20 protein-coding genes and 1 riboswitch are annotated in these 25226 nt (G+C 71.1%); of the genes, 11 read left to right on the forward strand and 9 right to left on the reverse strand.

The annotated features are described in order from the left end of the window. Nucleotides 1–53: 53 nt before the first annotated feature. Genes ACFVT2_RS05680 through ACFVT2_RS05695 form a run of 4 tightly spaced genes read right to left on the reverse strand, consistent with a single transcriptional unit; the run spans nt 54 to nt 3943 of the window. Nucleotides 54–1094: an N-acetylglucosamine kinase gene (locus ACFVT2_RS05680; protein WP_390012564.1), complete on the reverse strand. Its 1041-nt coding sequence runs from the start codon at nt 1092–1094 to the stop codon at nt 54–56. After that, the gene (locus ACFVT2_RS05685) at nt 1087–2085 is read right to left on the reverse strand and encodes a phospholipid scramblase-related protein (protein WP_390012566.1); all 999 of its coding nucleotides are present in this window, start codon (nt 2083–2085) and stop codon (nt 1087–1089) included. The genes ACFVT2_RS05680 and ACFVT2_RS05685 overlap by 8 nt, the downstream gene beginning before the upstream one ends. Nucleotides 2086–2124: 39 nt before the next feature. After that, entirely contained in the window at nt 2125–2802 is a 678-nt protein-coding gene (locus tag ACFVT2_RS05690) for a uracil-DNA glycosylase (RefSeq protein ID WP_390012568.1), read from the reverse strand. A 55-nt stretch (nt 2803–2857) separates the two neighbouring features. Further along, on the reverse strand, nt 2858–3943 hold the full coding sequence (locus tag ACFVT2_RS05695; RefSeq protein ID WP_390012570.1) for a WD40/YVTN/BNR-like repeat-containing protein: 1086 nt from the start codon (nt 3941–3943) through the stop codon (nt 2858–2860). A gap of 334 nt (nt 3944–4277) precedes the next feature. Here ACFVT2_RS05695 and ACFVT2_RS05700 point away from each other — a divergent pair, with 334 nt between their 5' ends. The 7 genes from ACFVT2_RS05700 to ACFVT2_RS05730 all read left to right on the forward strand — a co-directional run bounded on the left by ACFVT2_RS05700 (nt 4278) and on the right by ACFVT2_RS05730 (nt 10921). Beyond that, complete coding sequence (locus ACFVT2_RS05700; RefSeq protein ID WP_390012572.1) at nt 4278–5375, forward strand: NADH:flavin oxidoreductase/NADH oxidase; 1098 nt, start codon at nt 4278–4280, stop codon at nt 5373–5375. Nucleotides 5376–5825: 450 nt separating this feature from the next. Beyond that, nucleotides 5826–6710 (forward strand): methyltransferase, encoded by an 885-nt coding sequence (locus tag ACFVT2_RS05705; protein ID WP_390012574.1) that lies wholly within the window; start codon nt 5826–5828, stop codon nt 6708–6710. Between the two features lie 36 nt (nt 6711–6746). Then, a complete protein-coding gene (locus ACFVT2_RS05710; RefSeq protein WP_390012576.1) occupies nt 6747–7409 on the forward strand; it encodes an FAD-dependent oxidoreductase in 663 nt (220 codons plus the stop codon). Then, nucleotides 7361–8221, forward strand: a complete 861-nt coding sequence (locus ACFVT2_RS05715) for a cytochrome P450 (protein WP_390012578.1) — start codon at nt 7361–7363, stop codon at nt 8219–8221. The genes ACFVT2_RS05710 and ACFVT2_RS05715 overlap by 49 nt, the downstream gene beginning before the upstream one ends. A gap of 341 nt (nt 8222–8562) precedes the next feature. Further along, nucleotides 8563–9192, forward strand: coding sequence for an ATP-dependent Clp protease proteolytic subunit (locus ACFVT2_RS05720; RefSeq protein ID WP_390012739.1), 630 nt, complete (start codon nt 8563–8565; stop codon nt 9190–9192). Between the two features lie 120 nt (nt 9193–9312). Beyond that, the gene (locus tag ACFVT2_RS05725; RefSeq protein ID WP_390012580.1) at nt 9313–10002 is read left to right on the forward strand and encodes an ATP-dependent Clp protease proteolytic subunit; all 690 of its coding nucleotides are present in this window, start codon (nt 9313–9315) and stop codon (nt 10000–10002) included. A 547-nt stretch (nt 10003–10549) separates the two neighbouring features. Then, a complete protein-coding gene (locus tag ACFVT2_RS05730) occupies nt 10550–10921 on the forward strand; it encodes an ArsR/SmtB family transcription factor (protein ID WP_390012582.1) in 372 nt (123 codons plus the stop codon). A gap of 57 nt (nt 10922–10978) precedes the next feature. Here the strand turns inward: ACFVT2_RS05730 and ACFVT2_RS05735 are convergent, their stop codons facing one another. Beyond that, on the reverse strand, nt 10979–12352 hold the full coding sequence (locus tag ACFVT2_RS05735; RefSeq protein ID WP_390012584.1) for an FAD-dependent oxidoreductase: 1374 nt from the start codon (nt 12350–12352) through the stop codon (nt 10979–10981). 195 nt (nt 12353–12547) lie between these two features. Here ACFVT2_RS05735 and ACFVT2_RS05740 point away from each other — a divergent pair, with 195 nt between their 5' ends. After that, a complete protein-coding gene (locus ACFVT2_RS05740; RefSeq protein WP_390012586.1) occupies nt 12548–13333 on the forward strand; it encodes a DUF6214 family protein in 786 nt (261 codons plus the stop codon). Between the two features lie 57 nt (nt 13334–13390). Here the strand turns inward: ACFVT2_RS05740 and ACFVT2_RS05745 are convergent, their stop codons facing one another. The 3 genes from ACFVT2_RS05745 to ACFVT2_RS05755 form a co-directional block, all read right to left on the reverse strand. Continuing rightward, nucleotides 13391–14038 carry a TetR/AcrR family transcriptional regulator gene (locus tag ACFVT2_RS05745; protein WP_390012588.1) on the reverse strand — a complete coding sequence of 216 codons (648 nt, stop codon included), beginning with the start codon at nt 14036–14038 and terminating at the stop codon, nt 13391–13393. 784 nt (nt 14039–14822) lie between these two features. Then, entirely contained in the window at nt 14823–15554 is a 732-nt protein-coding gene (locus ACFVT2_RS05750; RefSeq protein ID WP_390012590.1) for an MgtC/SapB family protein, read from the reverse strand. Between the two features lie 60 nt (nt 15555–15614). Then, the gene (locus ACFVT2_RS05755; protein ID WP_390012592.1) at nt 15615–17270 is read right to left on the reverse strand and encodes an NRAMP family divalent metal transporter; all 1656 of its coding nucleotides are present in this window, start codon (nt 17268–17270) and stop codon (nt 15615–15617) included. A gap of 299 nt (nt 17271–17569) precedes the next feature. Continuing rightward, nucleotides 17570–17740: riboswitch (M-box (ykoK) riboswitch) on the reverse strand. 152 nt (nt 17741–17892) lie between these two features. On the opposite strand from ACFVT2_RS05755, the gene ACFVT2_RS05760 reads away from it, so the two are divergent. The 3 genes from ACFVT2_RS05760 to ACFVT2_RS05770 all read left to right on the forward strand — a co-directional run bounded on the left by ACFVT2_RS05760 (nt 17893) and on the right by ACFVT2_RS05770 (nt 24480). Continuing rightward, on the forward strand, nt 17893–18672 hold the full coding sequence (locus tag ACFVT2_RS05760) for a hypothetical protein (protein ID WP_390012594.1): 780 nt from the start codon (nt 17893–17895) through the stop codon (nt 18670–18672). Between the two features lie 448 nt (nt 18673–19120). Continuing rightward, complete coding sequence (pls, locus tag ACFVT2_RS05765) at nt 19121–23080, forward strand: epsilon-poly-L-lysine synthase Pls (RefSeq protein WP_390012596.1); 3960 nt, start codon at nt 19121–19123, stop codon at nt 23078–23080. Beyond that, nucleotides 23077–24480, forward strand: coding sequence for a M1 family metallopeptidase (locus ACFVT2_RS05770; RefSeq protein ID WP_390012598.1), 1404 nt, complete (start codon nt 23077–23079; stop codon nt 24478–24480). The genes pls and ACFVT2_RS05770 overlap by 4 nt, the downstream gene beginning before the upstream one ends. Before the next feature lie 57 nt (nt 24481–24537). Here the strand turns inward: ACFVT2_RS05770 and ACFVT2_RS05775 are convergent, their stop codons facing one another. Continuing rightward, a complete protein-coding gene (locus tag ACFVT2_RS05775) occupies nt 24538–25203 on the reverse strand; it encodes a class I SAM-dependent methyltransferase (RefSeq protein WP_390012600.1) in 666 nt (221 codons plus the stop codon). Between the last annotated feature and the right edge of the window lie 23 nt (nt 25204–25226).

The raw sequence follows: 25226 nt of genomic DNA on the forward strand, positions 1-25226 counted from the left end.
TCGTAGTGCCCGGCCGCCGAGGGAGGGTTCCGTCACGAGGTATCCGTCCCGTTTTATCCCGCGCGTCGGGGTGGTGGGTCCGTCACATGCCCTGTGATCTGCAACAACTTCCCGTCGACCGGGAGGGTCAGGCGGTCCGCGGCCAGCGCCGCGGCGATCGCCAGCGCCCCGTCGAGCGGGCTCCCGGCGGCCTCGGTGGGACGGGCGTCGGGCAGCCGCTCGGCAAGCGCCGTCCGGAGCGGGGACAGCAACGGGTCGCCCAGGCCCAGCAGACCGCCGGTGAGCGCGACCGCGGCACCGGGGCCCGGTGGGCAGACCGCGGCCGCGGAGTCGGCGATGTGGCGCGCGGCGTCGGCCAGGATCCCGGCGGCGAGCGCGTCGCCGGCGGCGCAGTGCGCGACCTCGGGGGCGAACGCGGCCAGCACGGCGGGCCGGTCGGGCCGTGGATAGAGCGCGGCGGGCAGCCCGGTGACCGGCCCGAACATCGCCTCCGCCCGGCCCAGCAGCGCCCGCGAACCGCCGGGGCGACCGTCGTATGCGCGCAGCGCCGCCGTCAGCCCGGCCCGTCCGATCCAGGCGCCGCTGCCGCAGTCGCCCAGCAGGTGCCCCCAGCCGTCGGCCCGGCGCCAGCCGCCCGACGGGGTCAGGTCGGTGCCCAGGGCGACCAGGCCGGTGCCGGCGGCGACCACGGCACCGGGCCGCTGGCCGAGCGTTCCGGCGTAGGCGGTCACCGCGTCCGAGGCGAGTGCGAGGCGCCGGATTCCGAAGGCGGTGGCCAGCGCCGCGGGCAGCCGAGCGCGCAGCGCGTCGCCGAGGGTGCCCATGCCCGCGGCGCCCACGCACCCCGCGACGAACCGTTCCGCGCCCACCCGTTGCGCCAACTCCGTTGCCGCCGGCAGGAGTTGGTCGAGCAGGTGGTCCGCGTCGATACCGGCAGGGCCGGTGCGGACCGGCTCGCGCGAGGTGAACGTGGCCGCCGGCCGGGGCCGTCCGCCGTCGGTGCCGACCCGGGCCACCGCGATCCGCAGGCCCGAGCCGCCCGAGTCCACGCCCAGGACGTGGTCGCCGGCTCCGGTGCCCCCGGGCTCAGCCAAGGCCGCGAGCGTCCTGTTTGAGGGCGGTGTCGACGGTCAGCGCGGTGGCCACCACCAGGCTCAGCAGCGGGTCGGGCAGCTGCCGGTGGATCTGGAGCACGTAGTTGTCCGCGGTGGTGAACATCGTCTTGGCCAGGCCCTCCCAGGTCTTGGTGATCCGGGCGATCTCGGCGTCGGCGTGGTCGACGATGGCGAAGTTCCAGGCGCGCCAGTTCTCCGCCTTGATGGCGCCGACCTGCTGACCGTTGACCAGAATCGAGAAGTTGATCTTCCCGATGGCGTTCTGCTGGACGATCTCGCCGACCGGCAGGCCGTCCGGACGCGCCACCAGCACCTTGGACTTGATGAGCTTCGCGGGCCGGGTCAGCACCAGCTGCGGCTGCCCGTAGGCGTCCCGGATCTCCAGCTTGTGGGTCATGTACTGATCCAGGCTGGAAACCACCCGGAGCACCTTCTTCGCGGTGCTCTGGCCGATCTCGACGACCGAGCCGAGGGCGGTGCCGTTCTGGTCGTAGACCGCGTACTCGTTGCTCACCTCGATGAGCTTGGCCTTCTGGTTGACCACCAGCACGGGCTCGGTGAAGAGCGTGCCGCCGCCCGGCCCGGTGGGGGCCACGCCGGCCTGCCGCTGCACCTGACGCCGGATGCCGCCCTGCTGCTGCGCCTGGTGGTGTGCGCCGGCGGAGTGCGGGCCCGGCTGCCCGGATTGCCCCGGCATCTGCTGCGGGTAACCGCCCTGCTGGCCGTACGGGGCCTGGGCCGGCTGCTGCTGTGGCGCGTACTGCTGGGGCATCTGAGCCTGAGGGGTCTGCTGGGGCGCCTGCTGCGGTGCGGGCTGCGGTTGGCCCGGCTGACCGGCCTGCCCCGGGGGCTGTGCCTGCTGACCGGGGTGGGTGTGCCCGGTCCACTGGGAGCCGTCCCACCAACGGAGCTGTTGGAGGGTGCCCTGCGGGTCGGCGTACCAACCCGCAGGGATGTTCGCATCCGTCATGCGGGGAACACTATCCCCCGGCCCGGGACGCGGCCCGGCTCAGGGCAGGCGCCAGTCCACCGGCTGGGCGCCCTGTCCGACGAGGAGCTCATTGACCCGACTGAACGGCCGGGAGCCGAAGAACCCGCGGTCGGCGGACATCGGCGAGGGGTGGGCGGACTCGACGGCCGGCAGATTGCCCAGCAACGGTCGCAGATTGCGTGCGTCGCGCCCCCACAGCACCGCCACCAGCGGGCCGCCGCGTGCCACCAGGGCCCGGATGGCCTGTTCGGTGACCTGTTCCCAGCCCTTGCCGCGGTGTGCGGCGGGCTTGCGCGGCGCCGTGGTCAGGGCTCTGTTCAGCAGCAGCACGCCCTGCTGGGTCCATGGGGTGAGGTCGCCGTTGGAGGGCCGGGGCAGACCGAGGTCGGAGTGCATCTCGCGGAAGATGTTCTCCAGGCTCCCGGGCAGCGGACGGACGTCCGGCGCCACGGAGAAGCTCAGCCCGACCGCGTGTCCCGGGGTGGGGTAGGGGTCCTGTCCGACGATGAGTACCCGCACCTCATCGAAGGGTTGCTGGAAGGCGCGCAGCACATTGTTGCCGGCGGGGAGGTAGGTCCGGCCCGCGGCGATCTCCGCCCGCAGGAAGTCGCCCATCGAGGCGATCTGCCCGGCGACCGGCTCAAGTGCCTTGGCCCAGCCTGGTTCGACGATGTCTTGGAGAGGTCGTGCAGCCACGGGATCACCCTACTGGCCGATGCCCGCTCCCCTTCAACTCCCGGCCGTCCCCGACTCAGGCCACCGCCGCCGCCCGCACGCAGAGCACGTCCGGCAGGTGGGCGGCGAGTTGCCGCCAGCTGTCGCCGCCGTCGGCGCTGGCGTAGAGCTCGCCGTTGCGGTTGCCGAAATACACTCCTGCGGGGTCGGCGTCGTCGACGGAGAGGGCGTCCCGCAGCACCGTGCCGTAATGCTCCTCCTCGGGCAGTCCGACGTTCAGCGGCTCCCAACTCGCGCCGGCGTCGGAGGTGCGGAAGACCCGGCAGCGATGCCCGGCCGGCACCCGGTCGATGTCGGCGGTGATCGGGAAGAGATAGGCGACACCGCCGCTGTGGGGGTGCGCGGCGACCGCGAAGCCGAAGTCGGAGGGCAGGCCGGCGCCGATGTCCGTCCAGGTCGCTCCGGCGTTGTCGCTGCGGTAGACGCCCCAGTGGTTCTGGAGGTAGAGCCGGTCGTGGTCGACCGGGTCCGGCGCGATCTTGTGCACGCACTGGCCGAACTCGGGGTGCTGGTCGGGCAGGAAGACCGCCTTGACGCCCTTGTTGGACGGCTCCCAGCTGGCACCGCCGTCGAGGGTGCGGAACACCCCGGCCGCGGAGACCGCGACGGTCACCGCGGCGGCGTCCCGGGGATCGGTGACCACGGTGTGCACGGCCAGTCCGCCGCCGCCCGGCACCCATCTCTCCCGGCTGGGGTGCTCCCACAACGCCCGGACCAGCTCGAAGGTCTCCCCGCGGTCCGTGGACCGGAAGAGGCCGCCGGGCTCGGTGCCGGCGTAGACCACGTCGGGCGCCGCCGGGCCCGCGGGATGCAGCTGCCACACCCGCTCCAGTGAAGTCCCGGTGTACTTCGGGTACTTGACGGCCGGGCGGGACGGTTCGTGCCAGCTCTCGCCCAGGTCGTCGGAGTGGAAGACCGAGGGGCCCCAGTGTGCGCTGTCGGCTCCGGCCAGCAGCCGGGGCCGCGCGCCGCGGGTGTCGATCGCGAGGGAGTACACCGCCTGCGCGGGGAAGTGCGGGCCGCTCAGCTGCCAGCTTCCGCGCCGTCGGCGGCCGATGAACAACCCTTTGCGGGTGCCCACCGCGAGGAGTACGTCTGTCATGCCGGAACACCTCCGGGACGCCGTTGTCTCAGATAGTCGCCAGTGTGCACCCGGCCACTGACAACGGCGTGCCGCATCGGCGTCCATGCAGGTCAGACGGCCCGGTGGTCAGCTTTGGCCAGGTCCCCCCGGACGCCTGCCGACCCTTCGCCGACTTTCCTGACGCCTTGTCGCATCAAGTTGGGTGGGGCGCGGGGCGTGGGGCGTCGAAAGCCGGTGGCCGACCGGGCTCGCCATCTTGTACGAAGGATGTCGTAATTCGATGACCTTCGTAGTACGGTGATTCTCGTACCAGCCGCGGCCGAGATGGCTGCCTGTGTGAACGGAGTCCTTTGTGAGCGCCCTCTACGAGCCTTTTCAGCTTCGGTCGTTGACCATCCCCAACCGGGTTTGGATGTCTCCGATGTGTCAGTACAGCGCTGAGGCGTCGGGACCGGACGTCGGCGTTCCGGGAGACTGGCACTTCGCCCACTACGGCGCACGAGCCGCTGGTGGCACTGGACTGATCATGGTCGAGGCCACTGCCGTCTCCCCGGAAGGGCGGATCAGTCCCGGAGACCTGGGTCTCTGGAACGACAGGCAATCAGCAGCGTTCCGGCGGATCACCTCCTTTCTGAAGGAGCAGGGCGCGGTACCCGGTGTGCAGATCGCTCACGCCGGTCGCAAGGCATCGGCGGACGTGCCGTGGCGCGGTGGCGCTCCTGTCGGCCGTGAAACACACGGCTGGCAGCCGGTCGCGCCGAGCCCGCTGCCTTTCGATGAGGGCCACCCGATCCCGGACGAGCTGACGGTCGAGGGGATTCAGCAGGTGGTGCAGGACTTCGCCGCCGCTGCCCGGCGGGCTCGGGACGCCGGATTCGAGGTGGTTGAGATCCACGGCGCCCATGGCTACCTGATCGGCGAGTTCCTTTCCCCGCACACCAACCACCGCACCGATGCGTACGGCGGTTCCTTTGAGAACCGGACGCGTTTCGCGCTGGAGGTGGTGGACGCGGTGCGGTCCGTCTGGCCCGAGGAACTGCCCGTCTTCTTCCGCATTTCCGCGACCGACTGGTTGACGGAAAACCCGGATGACGAGCGCGAGGGATGGACCGTCGACGACACCGTGCGGTTCGCCGCTGACTTGAAGGCACATGGGGTCGACCTACTGGACGTGTCCACCGGCGGTAACGCACCCAAGGCCCGTATTCCCACCGGTCCTGGTTACCAGGTGCCGTTCGCGGAGCGGGTCAGGACCGAAGTCGGACTTCCTGTGGGTGCTGTCGGAGAGATAACCGAAGCGCGGCAGGCTGAGAAAATCATCGAGAACCGACAGGCGGATGCCGTACTGATCGGCCGCGAGCTGCTTCGTAATCCGTACTTCGCACGGCATACCGCGCGTGAACTCGGCCGCGAGGTGGCCGTGCCGGTCCAGTATCACAGGGCTACCTGATATCGGATTCCTCCACGCGTGCTCGGGAATTCCAGCGGCACAACCACCGGCGATGAGCGGACCGCCGCCTCGGAGAGGCGGCGCCGCTCACCCGATGCCAGCATCGCTGGCCAGGGGCGGGACTCGCTACGAAGGATGCCGCCGTGCTGGCCCAGCACCCTGCCGAGGCCGACGACGTCGCCGCCGCGCTGCGTGCCTAAAAGGACGAACGCCGCCCGCGCGCCCGCTGGATGCTGAACAAGGCGTACCCCATGTCCAAGACGGAACAGTGGGAGGGCCGGCTACGGGTGGTGATCCGCAGCGCCTACTTCCGTTTTCCTCCCCAGTTTCCGATTCCCGTTCCTTCATGCTGCATTACGCCTGGAATTATTCACCCTGCTCAAGGAGCGGCCGGGCAGCACCCTCGACGAGATCACCGGCGCGTTAGAGCTGGAAGAACGCGCGGGACATGTGCTGCTGCTGGGGTGCTGCGCGTTCGAGCTCGTGCGCAAGGACGGCGAGGGGTATCACAACACCGCCGCGACCGATCTCCTGGCGGGTGATCCGGACGGCTTCATGCCCGTCATCGTCCGCTACACCCACGAGATGTTGTACCGGCCGATGGGCTGGCTCTATGAATCGCTGGTGCACAACGAAAACCTGGGGCTGCACCGCGAGTTGCTCGCCGGATCATCGGCGACCACGCTCTACGAACTCCTAGCCGAGGACGAGAACCTCGAAAAGGTGTTCACCGCCATGATGGAGCACCAAAGCCGTTCGGTGGTCGAGGGCTTCGTCAACGCCGTGGATTTCTCGTCGTATCGCCACGTACTGGACGTCGGCGGGGGAACCGGAACCAACGCCATCGGCTTCGCTCAACGATGGCCACACCTCCAGGCGACCATCCTCGAACTGCCGAACGTGGCGAAGATGCCGAACGACCAGATTGCCGAGGTCGGGCTGTCCGAGCGGGTCCGCGCGATCGGAACCGACATCTGGCAGGGCGAGTTCCCCACCACGTCCCACGACTGCGTCGTGCTCTCCCGGTTCCTCGAAATCTGGTCCCCGGAGCAGGTCCGCACCCTCTTCGCGAAGTCCTACCGAGCGTTGGAGCCGGGCGGTCACCTGGTGATCGTCGCCTGCGCTCAGGACGACGACGAGACCGGTCCCGCCCACGCCGCGTTCATGCCGGCGTACGTCCAGACGGTCGCGTCGCCCGAGGGCCGCACCTACACGCCACAAGATTTCGAGCAGTGGTACACCGAGGCGGGTTTCGAGCCGATGGATCGCCAATATCCCGGACGGATCGACGTTATCCTCCGCGCCCGAAAGCCCGCGGCTCGATCCGCCGGATGACGTCCATGGGAAGCGGGCCGGGTCTCCGGTCATGGTGTGCTGGGTCAGCAGGTGCGTCTCGGTCGGTCCGTACTGGTTCTCCAACACGGGTGCGGCGGCGGCACCCTCCAACTGCTCGCCGGCTCGCCCCGGGGCGGGAGCAGCGCGAGGCCGGCGCCGGTGATCGCCCACCAGGCCAACGCGATCCTGGCGTTGCGCACCCTGGACATCGACATCGCCCCGGGTCTGGACAAGCGCGGTGAGGTCTTCGACGAGCTCAAGTTCCTCACCAAGCGCGGCCGGCCGATCAGGGCCCTTCCGTTCCGTGCACTCGCGGACCGGCTGGGCACGTCGAACTACGCCGTCCACAGGGCCGATCTCCAACAGACGCTGCTGGACGCGCTCGGAGACGACCAGGTCATCGAACTGAACGCCGCAGCCACGGGGTTCGTCACCGGCGACGACGGGGTCGAGGTGACCTTCGAGGACGGGCGGAAGGCCGCGGGCGACGTCCTGATCGGCGCGGACGGCTTCAACTCCGCGGGGAGCCGGCGGCTCGGCAAGGAGGAGATCGCCGGCCTCTTCGCCGGCTGGGCCGACGAGGTGCGGGAGGGGATCCGGGTCAGCGCGGCGACCTGCTGGACCAGCTCGCCGTCACCCCCGCGGGCGAGGTGGCCGACCTCAAGGCCGATTTCGCCGTCCCGCTGCCGATGGGGGTGATCTGCGAGCTGTTCGGAGTGCCCGACGCGCAGCATGCGCCGCTGCACGCCCTGTGCAACGCGGTCTTCGACACCACCTCCCAACCGGCGGAGGTCGCCGCCACCGAGCAGGGTCTGTACCGCTTCATGGCCGAACTGGCCGAGAGCAAGGTCGCCGGGCCCGGCGACGACCTCACCTCCCTGCTGGTCGAACACCGGACCAACGGCACCATCACCCTCGACGAACTCGTCGACACCCTCATCCTGGTCCTGGCCGCCGGACACCAGACGACCATCAACTTCTTCACCAGCTCCCTGCTTGCCCTGATCACCCACCCCGACCAGTTGGAGCTGGTGCGCGCCGGTGAGGTCTCCTGGGAGACGGTGACCGAGTCGGCGCTGGCGTGGGACTCCCCGGTCAGCCAAAGTCCGTTCCGCTACCCGACGCAGGACATCGAGATCGGGGGCACACTCATCCGCGAGGGCGAGCCGGTGATGATGTCCTACGCGGCGCTCGGACGCGATCCGGCGCACCACGGTCCGCTGGCCGCGTCGTTCGACGTCGCCCGCGACACCCGCCATCTGCCGTTCGGCCACGGACCGCACTTCTGCGTGGGCGCTCCGCTGGCCCGGCTGGCAGCGCACATCGCACTGCCGGCCCTCTTCAACCGTTTCGATGCCGAACTCGCCGTCCCGGCAAAGGAGGTGGAGCCGTTTCCCTCGCTGGCGCTCAACGGCATCCGCGCACTTCCCGCCGTGATCAGGCCGCGTGCGGGGGCTGCCGGGGTCCGAGAGACGCGTCCCACCGGGCCGGCCACCCCACCGCCAACGTGACAACGCCCGACGGCGCATCAGCACACCGTCACGCCCACGCGCGAAAACCATGATCGTCACGCAGCCGCGGTTTCGGTATTAACCGCACATCGTCCGCGGCCACTTCGGCGGCCCCACCGTCCGCCACATCCTGGCCGAGAACCCATTGAGTTTCCGATCAACCACCGCGACTCGGCGGATCGACCGAATGCGGTGGTCCGCGCAAGCAAACGTCAATGCGCTGTCAGTGAACAACTAAGCACACAGCATGTGCAGTTGGGCTTGAGTGTTACGGTGTGTCAGGCAGGCTTTGGCGGACATGGTGTGGTCCGCTGCCGAACTCGAAGGAGAATCCCGTGGCTATCCGTCAGGCGTTAGAAAACAACTCGACGGCCCCTCGATTGGCCTCGCAATCCCTCGTCGGCGGTCTCGGTGACCAGGTCTTCAGCAGGCTGCTGAGTGACCGCATCATTTTCCTCGGGCAGGAAGTCGACGACGAGATCGCAAACAAGATCACCGCGCAGTTGCTGATGCTCGCGGCGGAATCTGAGAAAGACATCTACCTTTACATCAATTCCCCCGGCGGGTCGATCACGGCGGGTATGGCCGTCTACGACACGATGAACTACATCAAGAACGATGTGGTCACCATCGCCATGGGCTTCTGCGCTTCCATGGGGCAGTTCCTGCTCACCGCGGGCGCCAAGGGGAAGCGTTTCGCGCTGCCGCATACGAAGATCCTCATGCACCAGCCCTCCGCGGGGCTCGCCGGCACCGCCTCCGACATGCGGATCTACGCGGACCAACTGCTGAAGACCAAGCGGGAGATGGCCGAGCTCATCGCGGCGAACTCCGGTAACAGCATCGAGACGATCACCAAGGACTCGGACCGCGACCGGTGGTTCACCGCGGAAGAGGCCAGGCAATACGGCCTCATCGACAAGGTCATGACCTCCACCGGGGACGCTCCCGGCGGCGGCGGAACCGCCTGAGCACGTTGCCGGACAACTGGTGCGCCGACCGGCACGCACCGGGTGTCCGACAACGGTCCAGCGAGTACCCCGCCACCGGTGGGACGTCGGCAGCACCCGAGAAGAGGAAACGAGACCGTCATGACATCAGACTCTTTGCGCGGCGGTGCGCAGGGAATACCGACGAGCCGCTACATTCTCCCGAACTTCTCGGAGAGGACGACGAACGGGACCCGGGAGTACAACCCGTACGGCAAGCTCTTCGAAGAGCGGGTCGTTTTCCTGGGGACCGAGGTCGACGACACGACGGCCAACGATGTCATGACGCAGATCATTTGCCTGGAGTTCCTTGATCCAGATCGTGATATCTCCCTCTACATCAACTCGCCCGGTGGATCGTTCAACGCCCTCACCGCCATCTACGACACCATGCAATTCGTGAAGCCGGATATCCAGACGGTGTGCCTCGGCCAGGCGAACTCCGTTGCGGCGGTCATTCTCGCGGCCGGCACCGCGGGTAAACGAATGGTGCTCCCGCATTCCCGCGTTCTCCTGTGCCAGCCGAGCAGCCCCGTACACCAGGGCCAGATCTCCGACCTGGAAATCCAGGCGAACGAACTGGACCGTGCCAGGAACTGGATCGAGGAAGTCCTGGGCAAGCACTGCAACTTGGACGCCAAGAAGGTCCGTCAGGACATCGAGCGGGACCACATCCTGACCGCCGACGAGGCGAAAGAGTACGGCTTGGTGGACGAGGTGCTCTCGCCCCGCAGCCTCTCGGTGAAGGGCGCTGTTCCGTCGGCGGATGGCGCGGGAGAATCCTCGGGTTGATCACGGCGGGGAGGATCTCTCGCGGAGAGCGCGTCGCCGTCGTACAGGGACCACCGATAACGGGTCGAGGCGATCTCGCGCCGCGTGTGACTGGCGGGCGCCGGGGAAGCGCAGGTTGTTGACTGTGCAGACCTTCAACCTGCGGATTTCCGATCGTCCGTGACCAGAGGTGCGGGTCCTGTCCTGGAGCGGAATCCGGTTCCAGGCAGGAGACTTGAGCCGCTTGCGTGGTCGCACGCTGCCGGGAGCGGGACCTTCCGGCCTCTCGTGCGGGCGGTGCCCCGCAGCGGCGCCCCGCGGTGACTTCCCGTGGTCCGAGTGGCCATGTGACGGCTCCTGCCGATGCTGACCTTCCGCTGACCCCTCCGTGAGCGTCATGCCTGCTGCCTGTCGACTCCACGTTCCTGCGGTGGGCGGCGTAGTGCGTTAGGTGTCAAACTACGATGGTTCTCGTACAATGAGGGCTTCAAGGGCTGCTGCGACCACCGGTGAACACCATGTGCGAGTGCGCCGCAGGTCAACAGATCCGCACTGGTCAGGAGCCGTCATGTCGACCGAAACGCCAGCCGCCGGGGCCGTCTCGGGCGCCCGGACGCTCCCGCACCCGGACCGCGAGGAGATCCGGCTCGCCCAGGTCCTCCACGCCCTCGCCGACCCGATGCGGCTGCGGATCGTCTGCGCGCTGGCCGCCGCCGAGGGCGAGCTGAACTGCGCGGACATCGAGCTCCCGGTCAGCAAGTCGACCTGTACGCACCACTTCCGGGTGCTGCGCGAGCACGGCGTGATCCAGCAGTTCTACCGCGGCACCGCCAAGATGAACGGCCTGCGCCGGGCCGACCTCGACGACCTCTTCCCCGGCCTGGTCGACGGCGTACTGCGGGCGGCCGGCCTCCAGGAGCGCCGTCTCGGCGCACTCTGAACGGGCCCGCACCGCCCCGCCCACCACCCACGTAAACAACCCTGCGGGTCAATACGGCTAGCGCCCCACCATCACCGACCGCGCCGCGCGCAGCAGCCCCTCCCAGTCCGCCAGCTTGACCGTGCCGCGCCCCAGGCCGCGCCCCCGCTCCGCCTCCGCCGCCTCGATGGCCAGCCAGCCCCGCCAGGGCACCGGCCGCGCCCCGGCCCGCTCCAGCGCCGCCACCGGATCCGCCGCCACCGTCCGCCGTGCCAGCCCGGCCGCATCCGCCAGCAGGGACGTAGCGGTCTCCTTGGCGCACGGCCGGTTGGTGCCGATCACCCCGGTGGGACCGCGCTTGATCCACCCCGCCACATAGACCCCGGGGTACGACTCGCCGTCCCGCAGTACCCGACCGGCCGCGTGCGGCACCGTCCCGGTCGTCTCGTCGAACGGCAGCCCCGGTTGCGGCAGCCCCCGGTAGCCGACCGACCGCAGTACCAACTGCCCCTGGATCTCCTCGTGTTCGCCGGTGCCCGCGACCCCGCCCCGCCCGTCGGGCACGGTCCGCTCGAACCGCACTGCCCGCACCCCGGCGGCCGGGTCCCCGAGGATCTCCACCGGCCGTAGGAAGAACCGCAGATGGATCCGGCGGGACCGGCCCATCCCCGCCGCCCGCTCCACCGGCCGCTCGGCCCAGTCGCGCAACACCTCGATGTTCCGCCGCACCGGTGCCGGCAACCCGCCCGGATCGCGGTACGCCGGGTCCAGCGCCAGCTCCTCGGGCCGGACGAGCACCTGCGTACCGGGCAGTGCACCCAGCTCCCGCAGCTCCTTGGTGGTGAACTTCGCCTGCGAGGGACCGCGCCGCCCCACCATCCAGACGTCTTCGACCCGACTGTCGGCCAGGGCCCCGAGCGCGCCCTGCGGCATGTCGGTGGCGGCCAGTTCGGAGGCGCCCCGGGACAACATCCGGGCCACGTCCACCGCCACGTTCCCCACCCCGATCACCACCGCCGACCGGGCGGTCAGCGTGAACCCGTCGGCCGCCGCGTCCGGGTGCGCGCTGTACCAGGCGACGAAATCGGTGGCCGGATGGCTGCCCGGCAGCCCCTCGCCGGGGATGTTCAGATGCCGGTCGGTGGCGGCGCCCACGCAGAACACCACCGCGTGGAACATCTCCCGCAACTCCCGCAGTCCCACCCCGGCGGCGCCCACCGCGACGTTCCCCAGGAAGTGCACCCGCGGGTGCTCCAGTACCGTCCGCAGGTTGTTCTGCAGCGACTTGATCTTCTCGTGGTCGGGTGCCACGCCGTAGCGCACCAGACCGTACGGGCAGGGCAGTCGGTCCAGGACATAGACCTCGATGTCCGGGACGGCCTCCTGCCCGACCAGCGTCTGGGCGGTGTAGACACCGCTCGGTCCGGAACCGATCACTGCGACACGAAGCACGGGTGGCCCCTTCCGCGGAGTACCCCCAGCATCGCACCGGCGGGCGTGCGGCGGGAGAGCTGCGCTATCGGGGTTGCTCCCGGTCCGCTGAGCGTGCCGTGACCCGTGGCCGGGCGAGCTGGAGGCTAGGTTTTGTTTGTGTCGGAAAGTGAGTTTTATACCGATAACCACCGATATAAAGCGCAAGGCGGGGCATTGGAGTGGCCCGACTGGGAGCTTCAGGCGCATGGCTCGGCCGCGTCCGAGCTGGGCCCCTGGTTCAGCGCCCGGCTGACCTTCCCCCACGGCGCTCGGATCGACGTCCTGGTGACGGCCACCGGCGACCGCCTCACCGTCGAGGACGTCCGTGCCGACCCGCCCCTGACACTCGACGCCCTCGCCTCCCTTGCCCACTGGATCGACGGCCCGCTCGACGACGCCTGCCGGGTGGCCACCGGACGTCCCCCGAAGCCCCGGCCCGGCCCCGGAACGTCGCCGGGTCCGGAGCGCGGCCCGGCGTCCGTCGCGCCCGAAGGGGGCGGCGGCCCGGCCCGGCCCCAGGAGGCCCGCGCGGGCGGCGCCGCACCTACGGACCAGGCCGTCCACGGCGAGGGCACGCTCTGCGGCACGGATACCGCGCCGGTGGCCGGCGCCTCGGCCGCCGCGGGCGGCGCCCCGCCGGCCGACGGGACACCAGAGCCGACGGCGACCGCCGCGGCCGGCGGGGCCCCCGGCACCGGGCCCGCCCCGGCACCGGACGACGCACCGGAACCGGACGCCACCCCGCCGCCCGCCGCGGCCCGCTCCGCCGTCCTGGTCCGCTCGCGGGCCGGCGAACGCCGCAAGATCGCCGCGGCGGCCTACCGCGCGGCCCAGCAGGACGGCCAGGACCCCGTCTTGGCCGTCATGAACGCCACCGGCCGCAACCGGCGCCGGGCCCTGCGACTGATCGCCGGGGCCCGCGACGCCGGCCTGCTGACCCCGCGGCACAACAAGCGTTAGGGCCGGGGCGACGACGGGCCGACGACGATCAGGGGTGGATAGGCCCTGGGTCCCCTGTCACGCGCCGGGGCGTCCCCGGGGCGGTGTGCTCTCGGGTGGGCGTTCGCCCGGGGGCACGCCCATCTCCCAGTCCAGCCCGTACCGCTGGAACAGTTCGGCGCGCAGCCGGACCCGCGGCATCTGTGCCCCCGGGAGCAGCATCGGCACCACCGACCCCATCAGCAACGCCCGTAGCAGCGGATAGTCGGTGTCGGGATCCGCCGACCCGTAGGCCACCACCGTCTCGCGCAGCAGCTGGGCCAGTCGCTGCTGTTCCGGGCACTGGACGAAACCCGGGGACGTCAGGATGCCGGCCATGTGCGTCCGCATCAGCAGCGGCTCGTCATGGGCCAGCCCCAGGATCGCGTCGATGGCCCGGGCCATCAGCTCCCGCCCGGCGTTCGGCCCGGTCGGCCGCGGTTCCCGCTCCAGCGCGGCCTGGAGCGTGCGGTGCATCAGCCGGTGCACCGCGGACTGGAGCAACTGGTGCTTGCTGGGGAAGTAGTACGAGATCAGACCGCGCGCCGCCCCCGCGCGCTGGGCGATGTCGCCGAGCGTCGTGGCCTCGTATCCGCGCTCGCCCACCAGCTCGACCGTCGCCTGCAGCAGCCGCTCGCGGGAGCGCCGCCGCAATTCTTCATTGACCGATGCGCTGCGGGGGGACATGCTGTAACTCCTGCGTTGACTGGCTGAGAGCCAATATACTCAACACAGGTTCCGGATGTCCGCCCGCCAGGGTGGTGAATCCGGTCAGGCCGCCTGATTCGGGCGACGCGGGGGATCGTCCGAATCAGGCCGCGATGGGGCCGGAACGGCCGTTGTGAACTGCCTTTCGGCGGGTTGCGACGGGTGTTCCGGCCCTTGCCGTTACTCCGGGCCCGGCAATTGATCTTCGTTGGCCGGATTACCGCGTTCATTCCGGGTGTCCATGCGAGGGATGTGGACCGCGGCCGTGAGTCGGGGGAGGGGCGGTCGCGCAGTCGCTCCGTTGTGCGGTGTGGTGGCACGGGAGCTGCTCCGGGCCGGTGCGCGTGGTGGCCGGGAGGAGGGCCCGCTGGGTGTGCCGAGAGCTTCTCGCTCCGGCGTCCGGGTTTCCGATTTTTTGGGTTCCCGGGTTACCGAGTTCCCGGGTTCAGGGATTGCGGGCCATTCCGTCTCTGTTCATGATCTTCTCCGCTCGCAACGGGGCGGCAGTGGAAGGGATAGGGGAACAGGAACGGGAAGGGGAGCGGGGCGGTTGCCGGGGGGGGTGTCGGATGGGGCGGGTGGGGCGTTCCGGATGGAGCCTGGCGGGTGAATGTGGCGTGAGCGCAGAATTTTCACGTCTTCTTAACGGAACGTGTCTTCCGGGGCGTTGGGGAAGGTTCGGTCCGGGAAAAGGCCGGGATCGTGGGATGGGTAAATCCAGCCACCTCAATTCTCTTTCTGGTGGCTGGATTTACCGGCCTGCTCAGGCCAGTGCCCGTTGTTCCGGGGCGACTTCGGACTCGTCCAGATGCCAGTGCAGGTCCCGGACGTCGGGTTCCAGGGAGAGCCGGGCGATGACCTGTTCCAGGGCCTGGGCGAGGTTGCCGGAGACGGTGACCGCGGCGCGGATGCTGGTGGCGTCCTCGGCGTCCCGGCGGGCCCGCAGGCTGATGGGGGTCAGTCCGGACGAGGTGAGCGCCTGGAGCAGGAGGGCGCGGATGTGCGTCTCCGCCCGGCGCTCGCAGACCACGTGCACGGTGGCGTGCACGGCCGCGTCGGGGTCGGAACCGGACGCCGGGGCCCGGTCCAGCAGCCGCCCGGCCGGGCGCAGTACGAGGTGGACGGCGAGCACGGCGAGGGTGCCGAGGACGGCGAATTCGAGCCGTCCGGAGGCGGCCAGCACGCCGACCGCGGCCGAGCACCACAGGGTGGCGGCGGTGTTCAGCCCGCGTACCCCCGCCCCGTCCCGCAGGATCACCCCGCCACCGAGGAAGCCGATACCGGAGACGACGTACGAGGCGACCCGGGTGGGGCTGCCGGAGTCCCCGACGGCGGTGCTGTAGAGGACGAAGAGGGTGGCGCCGGCGGCGACGAGGGCGTTGGTGCGCAGGCCCGCCATCCGGGCGCGCCATTGGCGCTCGACACCGATGAGCGCTCCGCAGGCCACGCCGGTGGCGAGTCGGACCAGGAAGTCGACGACGGTCAGGGTGTGCATGGGAGCACCTCCTCGGAGAGGGCGGGATGGCGGACCGGTACCGGCGGTGGGCCGGAAACCTCAGTGGCCGAGCGCCACTTGGACGAGCTTGACGACGACCAGGACCATGGCGAGCAGCAGATAGCTCCGCAGCGCGGCCAGGCCGACCTTGTGTCCGGTGGAGAAGATCGGCCGGGGCAGTGCCTCCAGGGGCGGCATCCGCCAGTCGTTCCGGCCGGTGCGGTCCACCGGCCGGCCGCCGAACGCCCAGCCCTTGCGGCGGCGCCGCACCTCCGCGTACCCGAGCGCCAGCACCCCGGCCGCGCCGCAGCCGGCCATGAGGGTGAGGATGGTGCTCGCGTCGATGTCCGGGAAGAGGACCGAGGCCGTGAGTATCACCGACAGGGTGACCAGGACGCCGACGACGGCGGCGGTGAAGGCGTTGGTCCGGGGGCCGTTGACCCAGGGGCCGAGCACCGCCCGGTCGTTGCAGAGGAGCAGCAGGAAGACGGAGGCGGACGGCAGCAGCACCCCGGCCAGGGTCTGTACGCCCTCGGTGAGCAGGCCCAGCGGCGAGCCGGGGATCAGCACGATCGCGGCGGCCGCGGCGACCAGGCCCGCGTAGACGGCGTAGAAGCCCTTGGCGCCGCCGACGCCGCGGTGCAGGGAGTGCCGGATGCCGAAGACGTCGCCGATGGCGTAGGCGGTGGACAGGGACACCGCGAAGGCGCCGATGATCGAGGCGTCCAGCAGGGCGATGGCGAACAGCACTCCGGCGAGCTTGCCGGCGTGTGCGGCCAGGCCGTGTGCGATGCCGGCGGTGTCGGTGAAGGCGCCGACGCCCTGGGTGCCGGCGAAGGCGGCGGCGGTGCAGCCCATCAGGGCGGCGGCGCCGAGCACCACGATGGCGATGCCGATCCACAGGTCGGCCTTCTCGTAGCCCATGAAGCGCGGGGTGATCCGCTTGTCGATGACGTAGGACTGCTGGAAGAAGAGCTGCCACGGGGCGACGGTGGTGCCGACGATGCCGATGATCAGCAGCATCACGGACGACAGTCCACCGGGTCCGTCGGGGAGGTGCGGGACGACGAAGTCGTGGGCCATCTGCCCGGTGGACGGGTGGACCAGGAAGTAGAGCGGGACGAGCAGCAGCGACGCCGCGCACAGCGCGATGGCGATCCGCTCGAACCGGCGGAACGACCCGGTGAAGGCGGAGGCGATGATCACGGCGGCGGCCAGCAGCACCGCGCCGACCTTGGGCAGCCCCAGGTATCCGGCGGCGAGGGTGATGCCGATGAACTCCGTCACCAGCGTCAGCGCGTTGAGCAGGAACAGGTCGATGACCGAGAACGCGCCCCAGAACTTCCCGAACCGTTCCAGGATGAGCCGGGCGTGCCCCACGCCGGTGACGGCGCCGAGCCGGAGCACCATCTCCTGGTTGACGTAGAGGACCGGGACGAGCAGGAGCAGGGTCCACAGCAGGTGGGTGCCGTAGTTCTGGCCGGCCTGGCCGTAGGTGGTGAAGGCGCCGGCGTCGTTGTCGCCGACCATCACGATCAGGCCGGGGCCGACGACGGCCAGCAGGGTCTTGAGCTTGGCGGACAGGCCCCGGCGCGGGGCGGTGTCGTCGTGCCTGATGGTGCCGAGTGCGCCGCGGATGTCACCGGTGTGCGCGTCGTCGAGCACGGCGGTGGGGTGCGGGGCGGGGACCGTGGAACGGACGGTGGTCTCGGTCATGGCGACCTCCCAAGTCCCCCGAGCGGGGGAGGTGTTGGGGGCGCGGGGCAGCCATCTTCCCTGCGCGGGCGCGCAGCACGACGACCCGTGTCGGCGGTGGGCCGTACGGGGGCGTGGTGCGGCGGGGAGGCCGCGCAGGGAAGATGGTTACCGCGTGCCGGAAGAATGCGAGGGCAGGCGGAAGGGGGGCCGATGATGGCCCGGACTACTGCAATCCATGTCTCTCGCCTCCTTCCGGTCGGGGCGCGTAGGGTGCGCCGTCGTCGATCCGGCAAGGAGCGGACCAGTCGCCATCGACTGGTTCACCCCCACTCGTCAGAGCTTTGGCACGTCACGGCGTAGCCCCGTGCGGGGCAGCCACTTGGAGTCACCCCTTGGGCCGGGGAGACCTGTCCTGATCCGGAGCGTCTCTCGACGGGTGGGATCAGTGGCCTGTGTCCATGACGACGCCTCACCGAACGAGGTGACCGCTGTCGTAAACCTCTAGAAGTGTAGACCCTGTCGGGAGACACTTGCGCAAGTCTGCAAGTTTTTGACCGACTCTTAACTCCGCGGCGGGTTCGTCCCGTCGTCCGGGCTCAGCTGCTGGACACCGCGCCGACCTCGGGTGAGCATGAGCCGCATGTCCCAGGACCCCGAGCCCGGCAAGGCGGGCAAAGCCGGTAGCGAAGCCGAGCGGTTGGACCGCATCGAGGCGTTGTTGGCGCCTGCCGTCGCGGGGGTGGAGGAGGCGGGACGGCGGCTGCGGCCGGCCTGGCGGCGGGTCACCCGCGGTGAGCCCCGCTGGCCCTCGACGCTCGCGGTGTCGGTGGCGGTGGCATTGCAGTGGCGGCTGCCGGAGCGGTTGGCGATCCATCCGGAGTGGCTGCTGCCGGGGTTGGAGACCGCGCTGTTGCTCGTGCTGGTGGTGGTCGACCCGTTCCGTATCGAGCGGGTCTCCCGGCTCTACCGGTGGGCGGGGCTGGCGCTGATCGCGATGATCAGCGCGGCGAACGGCTGGTCCGCGGTGCATCTGGTGATCGGTCTGGTGCGCGGTACGGAGGGCGGGGACGCCGGGCCGCTGCTGGCGACCGGCGGCAGCATCTGGGCCACCAACGTCATCGTCTTCGCGCTCTGGTACTGGGAGTGGGACCGCGGCGGCCCGGTCGCCCGGGTCCATGCGGTGCGCCGCTACCCCGACTTCCTCTTCCCGCAGATGGCGACGCCGGAGCTGGCCCCGGAGCACTGGGAGCCGCAGTTCGCCGACTACCTGTACCTGTCCTTCACCAACGCCACCGCCTTCAGTCCGACCGACGTGATGCCGTTGACGCGTTGGGCGAAGCTGTTGATGCTGCTCCAGTCGGCGGTGTCGCTGCTGACGGTCGTCCTGGTGGTGGCCCGGGCGGTGAACATCTTCAAGTAGCTCGCGCCGGCGTCCTGTTGGCGGTAATCAAGGGGATGTTCCGGGGTGTGACGGGCTCGTTGCGAGGGTATGGCGGTGTCATGACGGCGCGATGAGACCACCGTGAGAACTCGATGAATAATTGCTCATTTGCGCAATCATTTGGCCAAGGCTTGACCGGTTGACCCGTAACCGATCCGCATTGCGGCCCTGACCTGCGGTTTTGTGGCTTCGGGGGCATGGTGCCGAAAAGAATCCCCGGCCGGAGTCAATTCTTTCCCACGCCGTGGTCAGGCGCCCGAGCCACTTTCCCAGTGCTACCTGCCCAAGCGGCCCACCGGCACTTTCACAGTACGTTCGATTAGCGGATCTGACGGCCCGGCAGGCGAACCGGTGCCTGGTCAGCGGCATCTCTAGGGGCGAACGTCCGAGGGTCTTCCACCCACCGGCACCGAACAGAGGCATATCGATGTCGTCGCCCCTTCTCGAATCGTCCTTCGAGCCGTCCGATCCAGTGCCCGAACGGGCCGTATACCGCACCGCCGGCACCCCGGCCCCGCGGACCCTGCTCGACGTGCTCGATGCCACCGCCGCCGCACATCCCCAGGCGATCGCCCTGGACACGGGTTCCGAGGTGATCACCTACCGCGACCTGTGTATCGAGACCGAACGCCGCGCACGGCAGCTCAGGGACCATGGGATCGGCCCCGGCGACCGGGTCGGAGTCCGCGTGCCCTCCGGAACCGCCGAGCTGTACCTGTCGATCCTCGCCGTCCTGCGCAGCGGAGCGGCGTACGTACCGGTCGACGCCGACGACCCCGACGAGCGGGCCGCCACCGTCTTCCGGGAGGCCGCCGTCTGCGCCGTCCTCGGCCCGGACGGCCCGCTGCCCGGCCTGTCCCGGCCCGCCGGGGACCCGCGTGCCCCGGGTCTCCAGGACGACGCCTGGATCATCTTCACTTCGGGTTCGACCGGCGCGCCCAAGGGAGTGGCGGTCAGCCACCGCTCCGCCGCCGCCTTCGTCGACGCCGAGGCCGTCCTGTTCTGCCAGGACCGACCGCTGGGCCCCGGCGACCGGGTGCTGGCCGGGCTGTCCGTCGCTTTCGACGCCTCCTGCGAGGAGATGTGGCTCGCCTGGCGGCACGGCGCCTGCCTGGTGCCCGCCCCCCGCTCGCTGGTCCGGGCCGGCCACGAACTCGGCCCGTGGCTGGTCGAGCGCGGCATCACCGTGGTCTCCACCGTCCCCACCCTCGCCGCCCTCTGGCCGGACGAGGCGATGCACCGGGTCCGACTGCTGATCGTCGGCGGCGAGTCCTGCCCCGCCGGGCTCGTCGACCGCTTCGCCGGGCCCGGCCGCGAGATGTGGAACACCTACGGCCCGACCGAGACCACCGTCGTCGCCTGCGCCGCCCGCCTTTGGCCGGGCCAGCCGGTCCGCATCGGCCTGCCACTTGCGGGCTGGCAGCTCGCCGTCGTCGACCGGACCGGGCGGCCGGTGCCGTACGGCGCGGAGGGCGAGCTGCTGATCAGCGGCGTCGGCACCGCCCGCTACCTCGACCCCGCCAAGGACGCCGAGCGCTTCCGGCCCGACGACGTCCTGCACACCGCCCGCGCCTACCGCACCGGCGACCTGGTCCGCGCCGAACCCGAGGGCCTGCTCTTCGTCGGCCGCGCCGACGACCAGATCAAACTCGGCGGCCGCCGGATCGAGCTGGGCGAGATCGACGCCGCCCTGGCCGCCCTGCCCGGCGTCCGCGGTGCCGCCGCGGCCGTCCAGACCACCCCGGCCGGCACCCAGGTACTGGTCGGCTACGTCGTCCCCGAGCAGCGCTCCGCCGACGGCTCCAGCTTCCAGCAGGACAAGGCCCGCGCGCTGCTCCAGGAACGGCTGCCGGCGCAGCTGGTGCCCGTCCTGGCCGAGGTCGAGAGCCTGCCCACCCGGACGTCCGGCAAGGTCGACCGCAAGGCGCTGCCCTGGCCGCTGCCGTCCGCCCCGGTCGACGCCGGCACCGGCGACCCGGCCGCGGCCCTGCACGGCACCGCCGCCCGCCTCGCCGGCATCTGGGAGGAACTCCTCGGCGTCCGGCCCGGTCCGGACAGCGACTTCGTCTCCCTCGGCGGCACCAGCCTGGTCGCCGCCCGGATGGCGTCCCAGCTCCGCGCCCACCACCCCGGCGTCTCGGTCGCCGACCTCTACCGCCACCCGGTGCTGCGCGACATGGCCGAGCACCTCGACTCGCTCGGCGGCCCGGTGGACGAGGCCCGCCCGGTCCGCCCGGTCCCGCGGCGCACCGCGGTCGTCCAATTCCTCGTCCAGACCGGCCTGTACGGCATCGCCGGCCTGCGCGGACTCGTCGGGCTCGCGCTCGCCGACAACATCCTCGGCTGGCTCGCCCCACAGGTCTGGGCACCGCACACCGCGTGGTGGCTGATCATCGTCGGCTGGGTGGTCCTCTACAGCGCCCCGATGCGCTGCGCCCTCGGCGCCCTCGGCGCCCGGCTGCTCGCCGGCTCCATCAAGCCCGGTGCCTACCCGCGCGGCGGCGCCACCCACCTGCGCCTGTGGACCGCCGAACGCGTCGTCGCCGCCTTCGGCATCCCGTCGCTGCTCGGTACGCCCTGGGCCCGGCTGTACGCCCGGACCCTGGGCTGCACCACCGGGCGCAACGTGTCGCTGCACACCATGCCGCCGGTCACCGGCCTCGCCGAACTCGGCGACGGTTGCAGCGTCGAACCCGAGGCCGACATCTCCGGCTGGTGGCTCGACGGCGACATCCTGCACATCGGTGCGGTCCGCATCGGGGCCGGCGCCCGGGTCGCCCACCGCAGCATGCTGATGCCCGGTGCCGTCGTCGGCCAGGGCGCGGAACTCGCCGCCGGCGCCTGCCTGGACGGCGAGGTCCCCGACGGTGCCTGCTGGACCGGCTCCCCGGCCCGCCCGGCCGGCGCCGCCGAGCGGATCTCCGGCGCCGCGTGGCCGTCCCCGCGCTGGCGGCGTTCGCTCGGCTGGAGCGCCGCCTACGGGCTCTCCCTGCTGGGCCTGCCGCTGCTGGCGCTGCTGTCCACCGCCCCGGCCCTGGTCGGCGCGTACTTCCTGCTCCGCGACAGCGGCACCCTCGCCACCGCGGCGGTCCGCCTGCTGCTGGCCGCACCGGTCTTCGCGATCGTCAGCACCGGGTGCTCGATCCTGGTGACGGCCGCCGTGGTGCGGATCCTCGGCCGCGGCATCACGCCGGGGCTGCACCCCGCGAGCGGCGGCGTCGCCTGGCGCGCCTGGCTGGTCACCCGCCTCCTGGACGGCGCCCGCGGCAGCCTCTTCCCGCTCTACGCCAGCCTCGCCACCCCGCACTGGCTGCGGCTGCTCGGCGCCAAGGTCGGCAAGCACGCCGAGATCTCCACCGTGCTGCCGCTGCCCTCCCTGCTGTACGTCGAGGACGGCGCCTTCCTCGCCGACGACACCCTGGTCGCGCCCTACGAAATCCGCGGCGGATGGCTGCGGTTGGGGACCGTCCGCATCGGCCAGCGGGCCTTCGTCGGCAACTCCGGCATCGTCGACCCCGGCCACGACGTTCCCGACCACAGCCTGATCGGCGTGCTCTCCAACGCCCCCGCCAACAATGAGCCCGGGATGTCCTGGCTGGGCCGGCCCGCCATGCCGCTGCCCCGGGTGGCGACCCAGGCCGACCCGGCGCGCACCTTCGCCCCGCCGCGCAAACTGGTCGTGGCCCGCGCCGCCGTCGAAATGTGCCGGGTGCTGCCGCTGATGTGCGGTGTGGCGCTCGCCGAGGGCGTGTTCCTCACCGAACAGGACGCCTTCACCAACGGCGGCCTCGGCCTCGCCGCGCTGGTCGGTGCCCCGCTGATGCTGGCCTCGGGCCTCGTGGCGCTGCTCATCACGACCGTGGCGAAGTGGCTGCTGGTCGGCCGCTTCACCGTGAGCGAGCATCCGCTGTGGTCGTCGTTCGTCTGGCGCAACGAGCTCTTCGACACCTTCGTCGAATCGCTCGCCGTGCCGTCGATGGCCGGGGCGTTCACCGGCACCCCGGTCCTCAACTGGTGGCTGCGCACCCTCGGCGCCAAGATCGGGCGCGGGGTCTGGCTGGAGAGCTACTGGCTGCCGGAGACCGACCTGATCACCCTCGCCGACGGCGTCAGCGTCAACCGCGGCTGCGTCCTGCAGACCCACCTCTTCCACGACCGGATCATGCGACTGGACACCGTCCGCCTCGCCGAGGGCTCCTCGCTGGGCCCGCACGGCATCGTGCTCCCCGGCACCGACGTCGGGGCGCGCGTCTCCATCGCACCGTCGTCCCTGGTCATGCGCGGCGAGAGCGTCCCCGCCCACACCCGGTGGGCCGGCAACCCGATCGCCGGCGAACGCCCGACCCGCTCCGTCGCGGCCCGCGCGGAAGGGGGGGCGGCCGCGTGACCCGATGCAGTCGGCGCGCCCTCATCCGGGGCGCCGCCCTGCTCCCGTTCGCCGCGACGGTCGCGGACGGCCCCGCCGGTCCGCTCCCGGACCGCTACTTCCCGCGGCACGGCACCTACGCCCACGACACCGTCTCCTACGACCTGCACCTGTCCTACCGCCCGGCCGACGGCGGCCTCGACGGGCGGGCCCGCATCGAGGCGGTGGCCAACCAGCCCCTGGACCGCGTGGAGTTGGACCTCTCCCGACTCACCGCGCACACCGCCCGGATCGACGGGACCCGGGTCCGCACCCGCCAGCAGAACGGGAAGCTGTACCTGTTCACCCCCGGCCCGCTCGCCACCGGCGCGCGGTTCACCGTGGACATCGGCTACCGCGGCCGGCCCCGGCCGGTCCGCTCCCCGTTCGGCCCGATCGGCTGGGACCGCACCGGCGACCCGCACAACGGGACCATGGTCGCCTCCCAACCGCTCGGCGCCCCCTCGTGGTTCCCCTGCAACGACCGCCCCGACGACAAGGCGGCCTTCACCTTCCGGATCGACGTCCCGCACGGTCAGCACGCCCTCGCCAACGGCACCCTGCTCGAACGCCGCCGCAGCGGGCACCGCGAGTGCTGGACCTACCACCACCCCGGCCCGATGGCCCCGTACCTCGCCGCGCTCTACACCGGCCGGTTCCGGCACGACAGCGGCACCGCCCAGATCGGCCCGGACCACCCGCCGATCGCGCTGCACAACTCCTACCCGGCATGGATGGCCGAGGAGGCGGCGCACGACCTGGCCCGCCAGCCGGAGATGCTCCGGGCGTTCAGCGGCCACTTCGGCCGCTACCCGTTCGAGGCGTACGGCGCGGTGGTCGTGGACGCCGAACTCGCCGCCCCGGTCGAGAACCAGACCCGGTCGGTGTTCGGCAGCAACCACATCGACGGGGCGCGCGGCGCCGAGACCCTGGTGGCGCACGAGATCGCCCACCAGTGGTACGGCAACAGCGTCAGCCTGCGCGACTGGCGCGACATCTGGCTCAACGAGGGCTTCGCCACCTACGCGGAGTGGCTGTGGTCCGAGCACATCGGCGAGGACACCGCCGACGAGATCGCCCGCCGCGAATGGCGCTCGCTGTGTGGCCGCCCCCAGGACCTGCGGATCGCCGACCCCGGCCAGCGCCGGATCTTCGACGACCGGATCTACGTCCGGGGCGCCTGCGCCCTGCACGCGCTGCGCCGGGCCGTCGGTGACGACCGGTTCTTCGCCGTGCTGCGCGGCTGGCACGGCGAGCACCGCGGCGCCAGCGCCGACACCGGGGTGTTCCTCGCCCACGCCGAACGCTGCGCCGGACGCTCGGTCCGCCCGCTGCTGCACACCTGGCTGTACGAGAAGCCGCTGCCCGCTCTGGCGGCCTGAGCACTCCGCGTCCCCGAGGGCGGACGGATTCCGCGTCCGCCACCGGGGACCGCCGGTTCAGCCCCGGCGCCGCACCTTCAGCGCCGCGTCGATCCGCTCGACCGGCTGCCCGTCGGGGCCGCTCTGCACCCGCGCGAACTCCTCGCTGAGCTGCACCTCCCACTCCTCCGGGGGCAGTGCCAGGGCCGTCAGTACTTCCTGGGTCGTCGGGAACTGCTCCACCGGGTGCGCGGGGTCGTGCGTGTGGTCGTGGTTGTGCTCCCAGGGCGGCGGCCCGGCATGCCCGACGATCAGCAGCACCCCGCCGGGCGCCACCGCCGCCACCGCGGTCCGCAGGATGCCCTCCCGGAAGATCTCGCCGGGGTGGTGCAGGAACTGCGCGGAGACCAGGTCGAAGCTGCCCTCGGGGAAGGAGACCGCCAGGTCGCGCCGCTGCCAGTCGATGCGGTCGGCGACCCCGACCGCGGCGGCCTGCTCGGCGGCCCGGCCCAGTGCCACCCCCGACACGTCGACCGCGGTGACCCGCCAGCCCGCAGTGGCCAGCCAGATGGCGTCCGCCCCCTCGCCGCATCCCAGCTCCAGCGCCGTGCCGGGGGCCCGGTCGTGGACCTCGCGGAGCAGTACCGCATTGGGGTTCCCGCTCCAGATGCGGTCGCGCTCCGCGTACCGGGCGTCCCAGAACTCCTCGTCGGGGACCGTGGCGCTGCCGTTGCCGTGGTTCATGTAGGGCACTCCTTCTCCGTCCG

Origin of the sequence: Streptomyces sp. NPDC058000 (assembly GCF_042886435.1) — a bacterium.
Lineage (GTDB): Bacteria > Actinomycetota > Actinomycetes > Streptomycetales > Streptomycetaceae > Streptomyces.

Excerpts from the sequence above, each read along its gene's own strand:
- ACFVT2_RS05685 (WP_390012566.1), bottom strand. The coding sequence starts at position 2,085 with ATGACGGATGCGAACATCCCTGCGGGTTGGTACGCCGACCCGCAGGGC.
- ACFVT2_RS05695 (WP_390012570.1), bottom strand. The coding sequence starts at position 3,943 with ATGACAGACGTACTCCTCGCGGTGGGCACCCGCAAAGGGTTGTTCATC.
- ACFVT2_RS05725 (WP_390012580.1), top strand. The coding sequence starts at position 9,313 with ATGACATCAGACTCTTTGCGCGGCGGTGCGCAGGGAATACCGACGAGC.
- ACFVT2_RS05730 (WP_390012582.1), top strand. The coding sequence starts at position 10,550 with ATGTCGACCGAAACGCCAGCCGCCGGGGCCGTCTCGGGCGCCCGGACG.
- ACFVT2_RS05745 (WP_390012588.1), bottom strand. The coding sequence starts at position 14,038 with ATGTCCCCCCGCAGCGCATCGGTCAATGAAGAATTGCGGCGGCGCTCC.
- ACFVT2_RS05750 (WP_390012590.1), bottom strand. The coding sequence starts at position 15,554 with ATGCACACCCTGACCGTCGTCGACTTCCTGGTCCGACTCGCCACCGGC.
- ACFVT2_RS05755 (WP_390012592.1), bottom strand. The coding sequence starts at position 17,270 with ATGACCGAGACCACCGTCCGTTCCACGGTCCCCGCCCCGCACCCCACC.
- ACFVT2_RS05760 (WP_390012594.1), top strand. The coding sequence starts at position 17,893 with ATGTCCCAGGACCCCGAGCCCGGCAAGGCGGGCAAAGCCGGTAGCGAA.
- pls (WP_390012596.1), top strand. The coding sequence starts at position 19,121 with ATGTCGTCGCCCCTTCTCGAATCGTCCTTCGAGCCGTCCGATCCAGTG.
- ACFVT2_RS05775 (WP_390012600.1), bottom strand. The coding sequence starts at position 25,203 with ATGAACCACGGCAACGGCAGCGCCACGGTCCCCGACGAGGAGTTCTGG.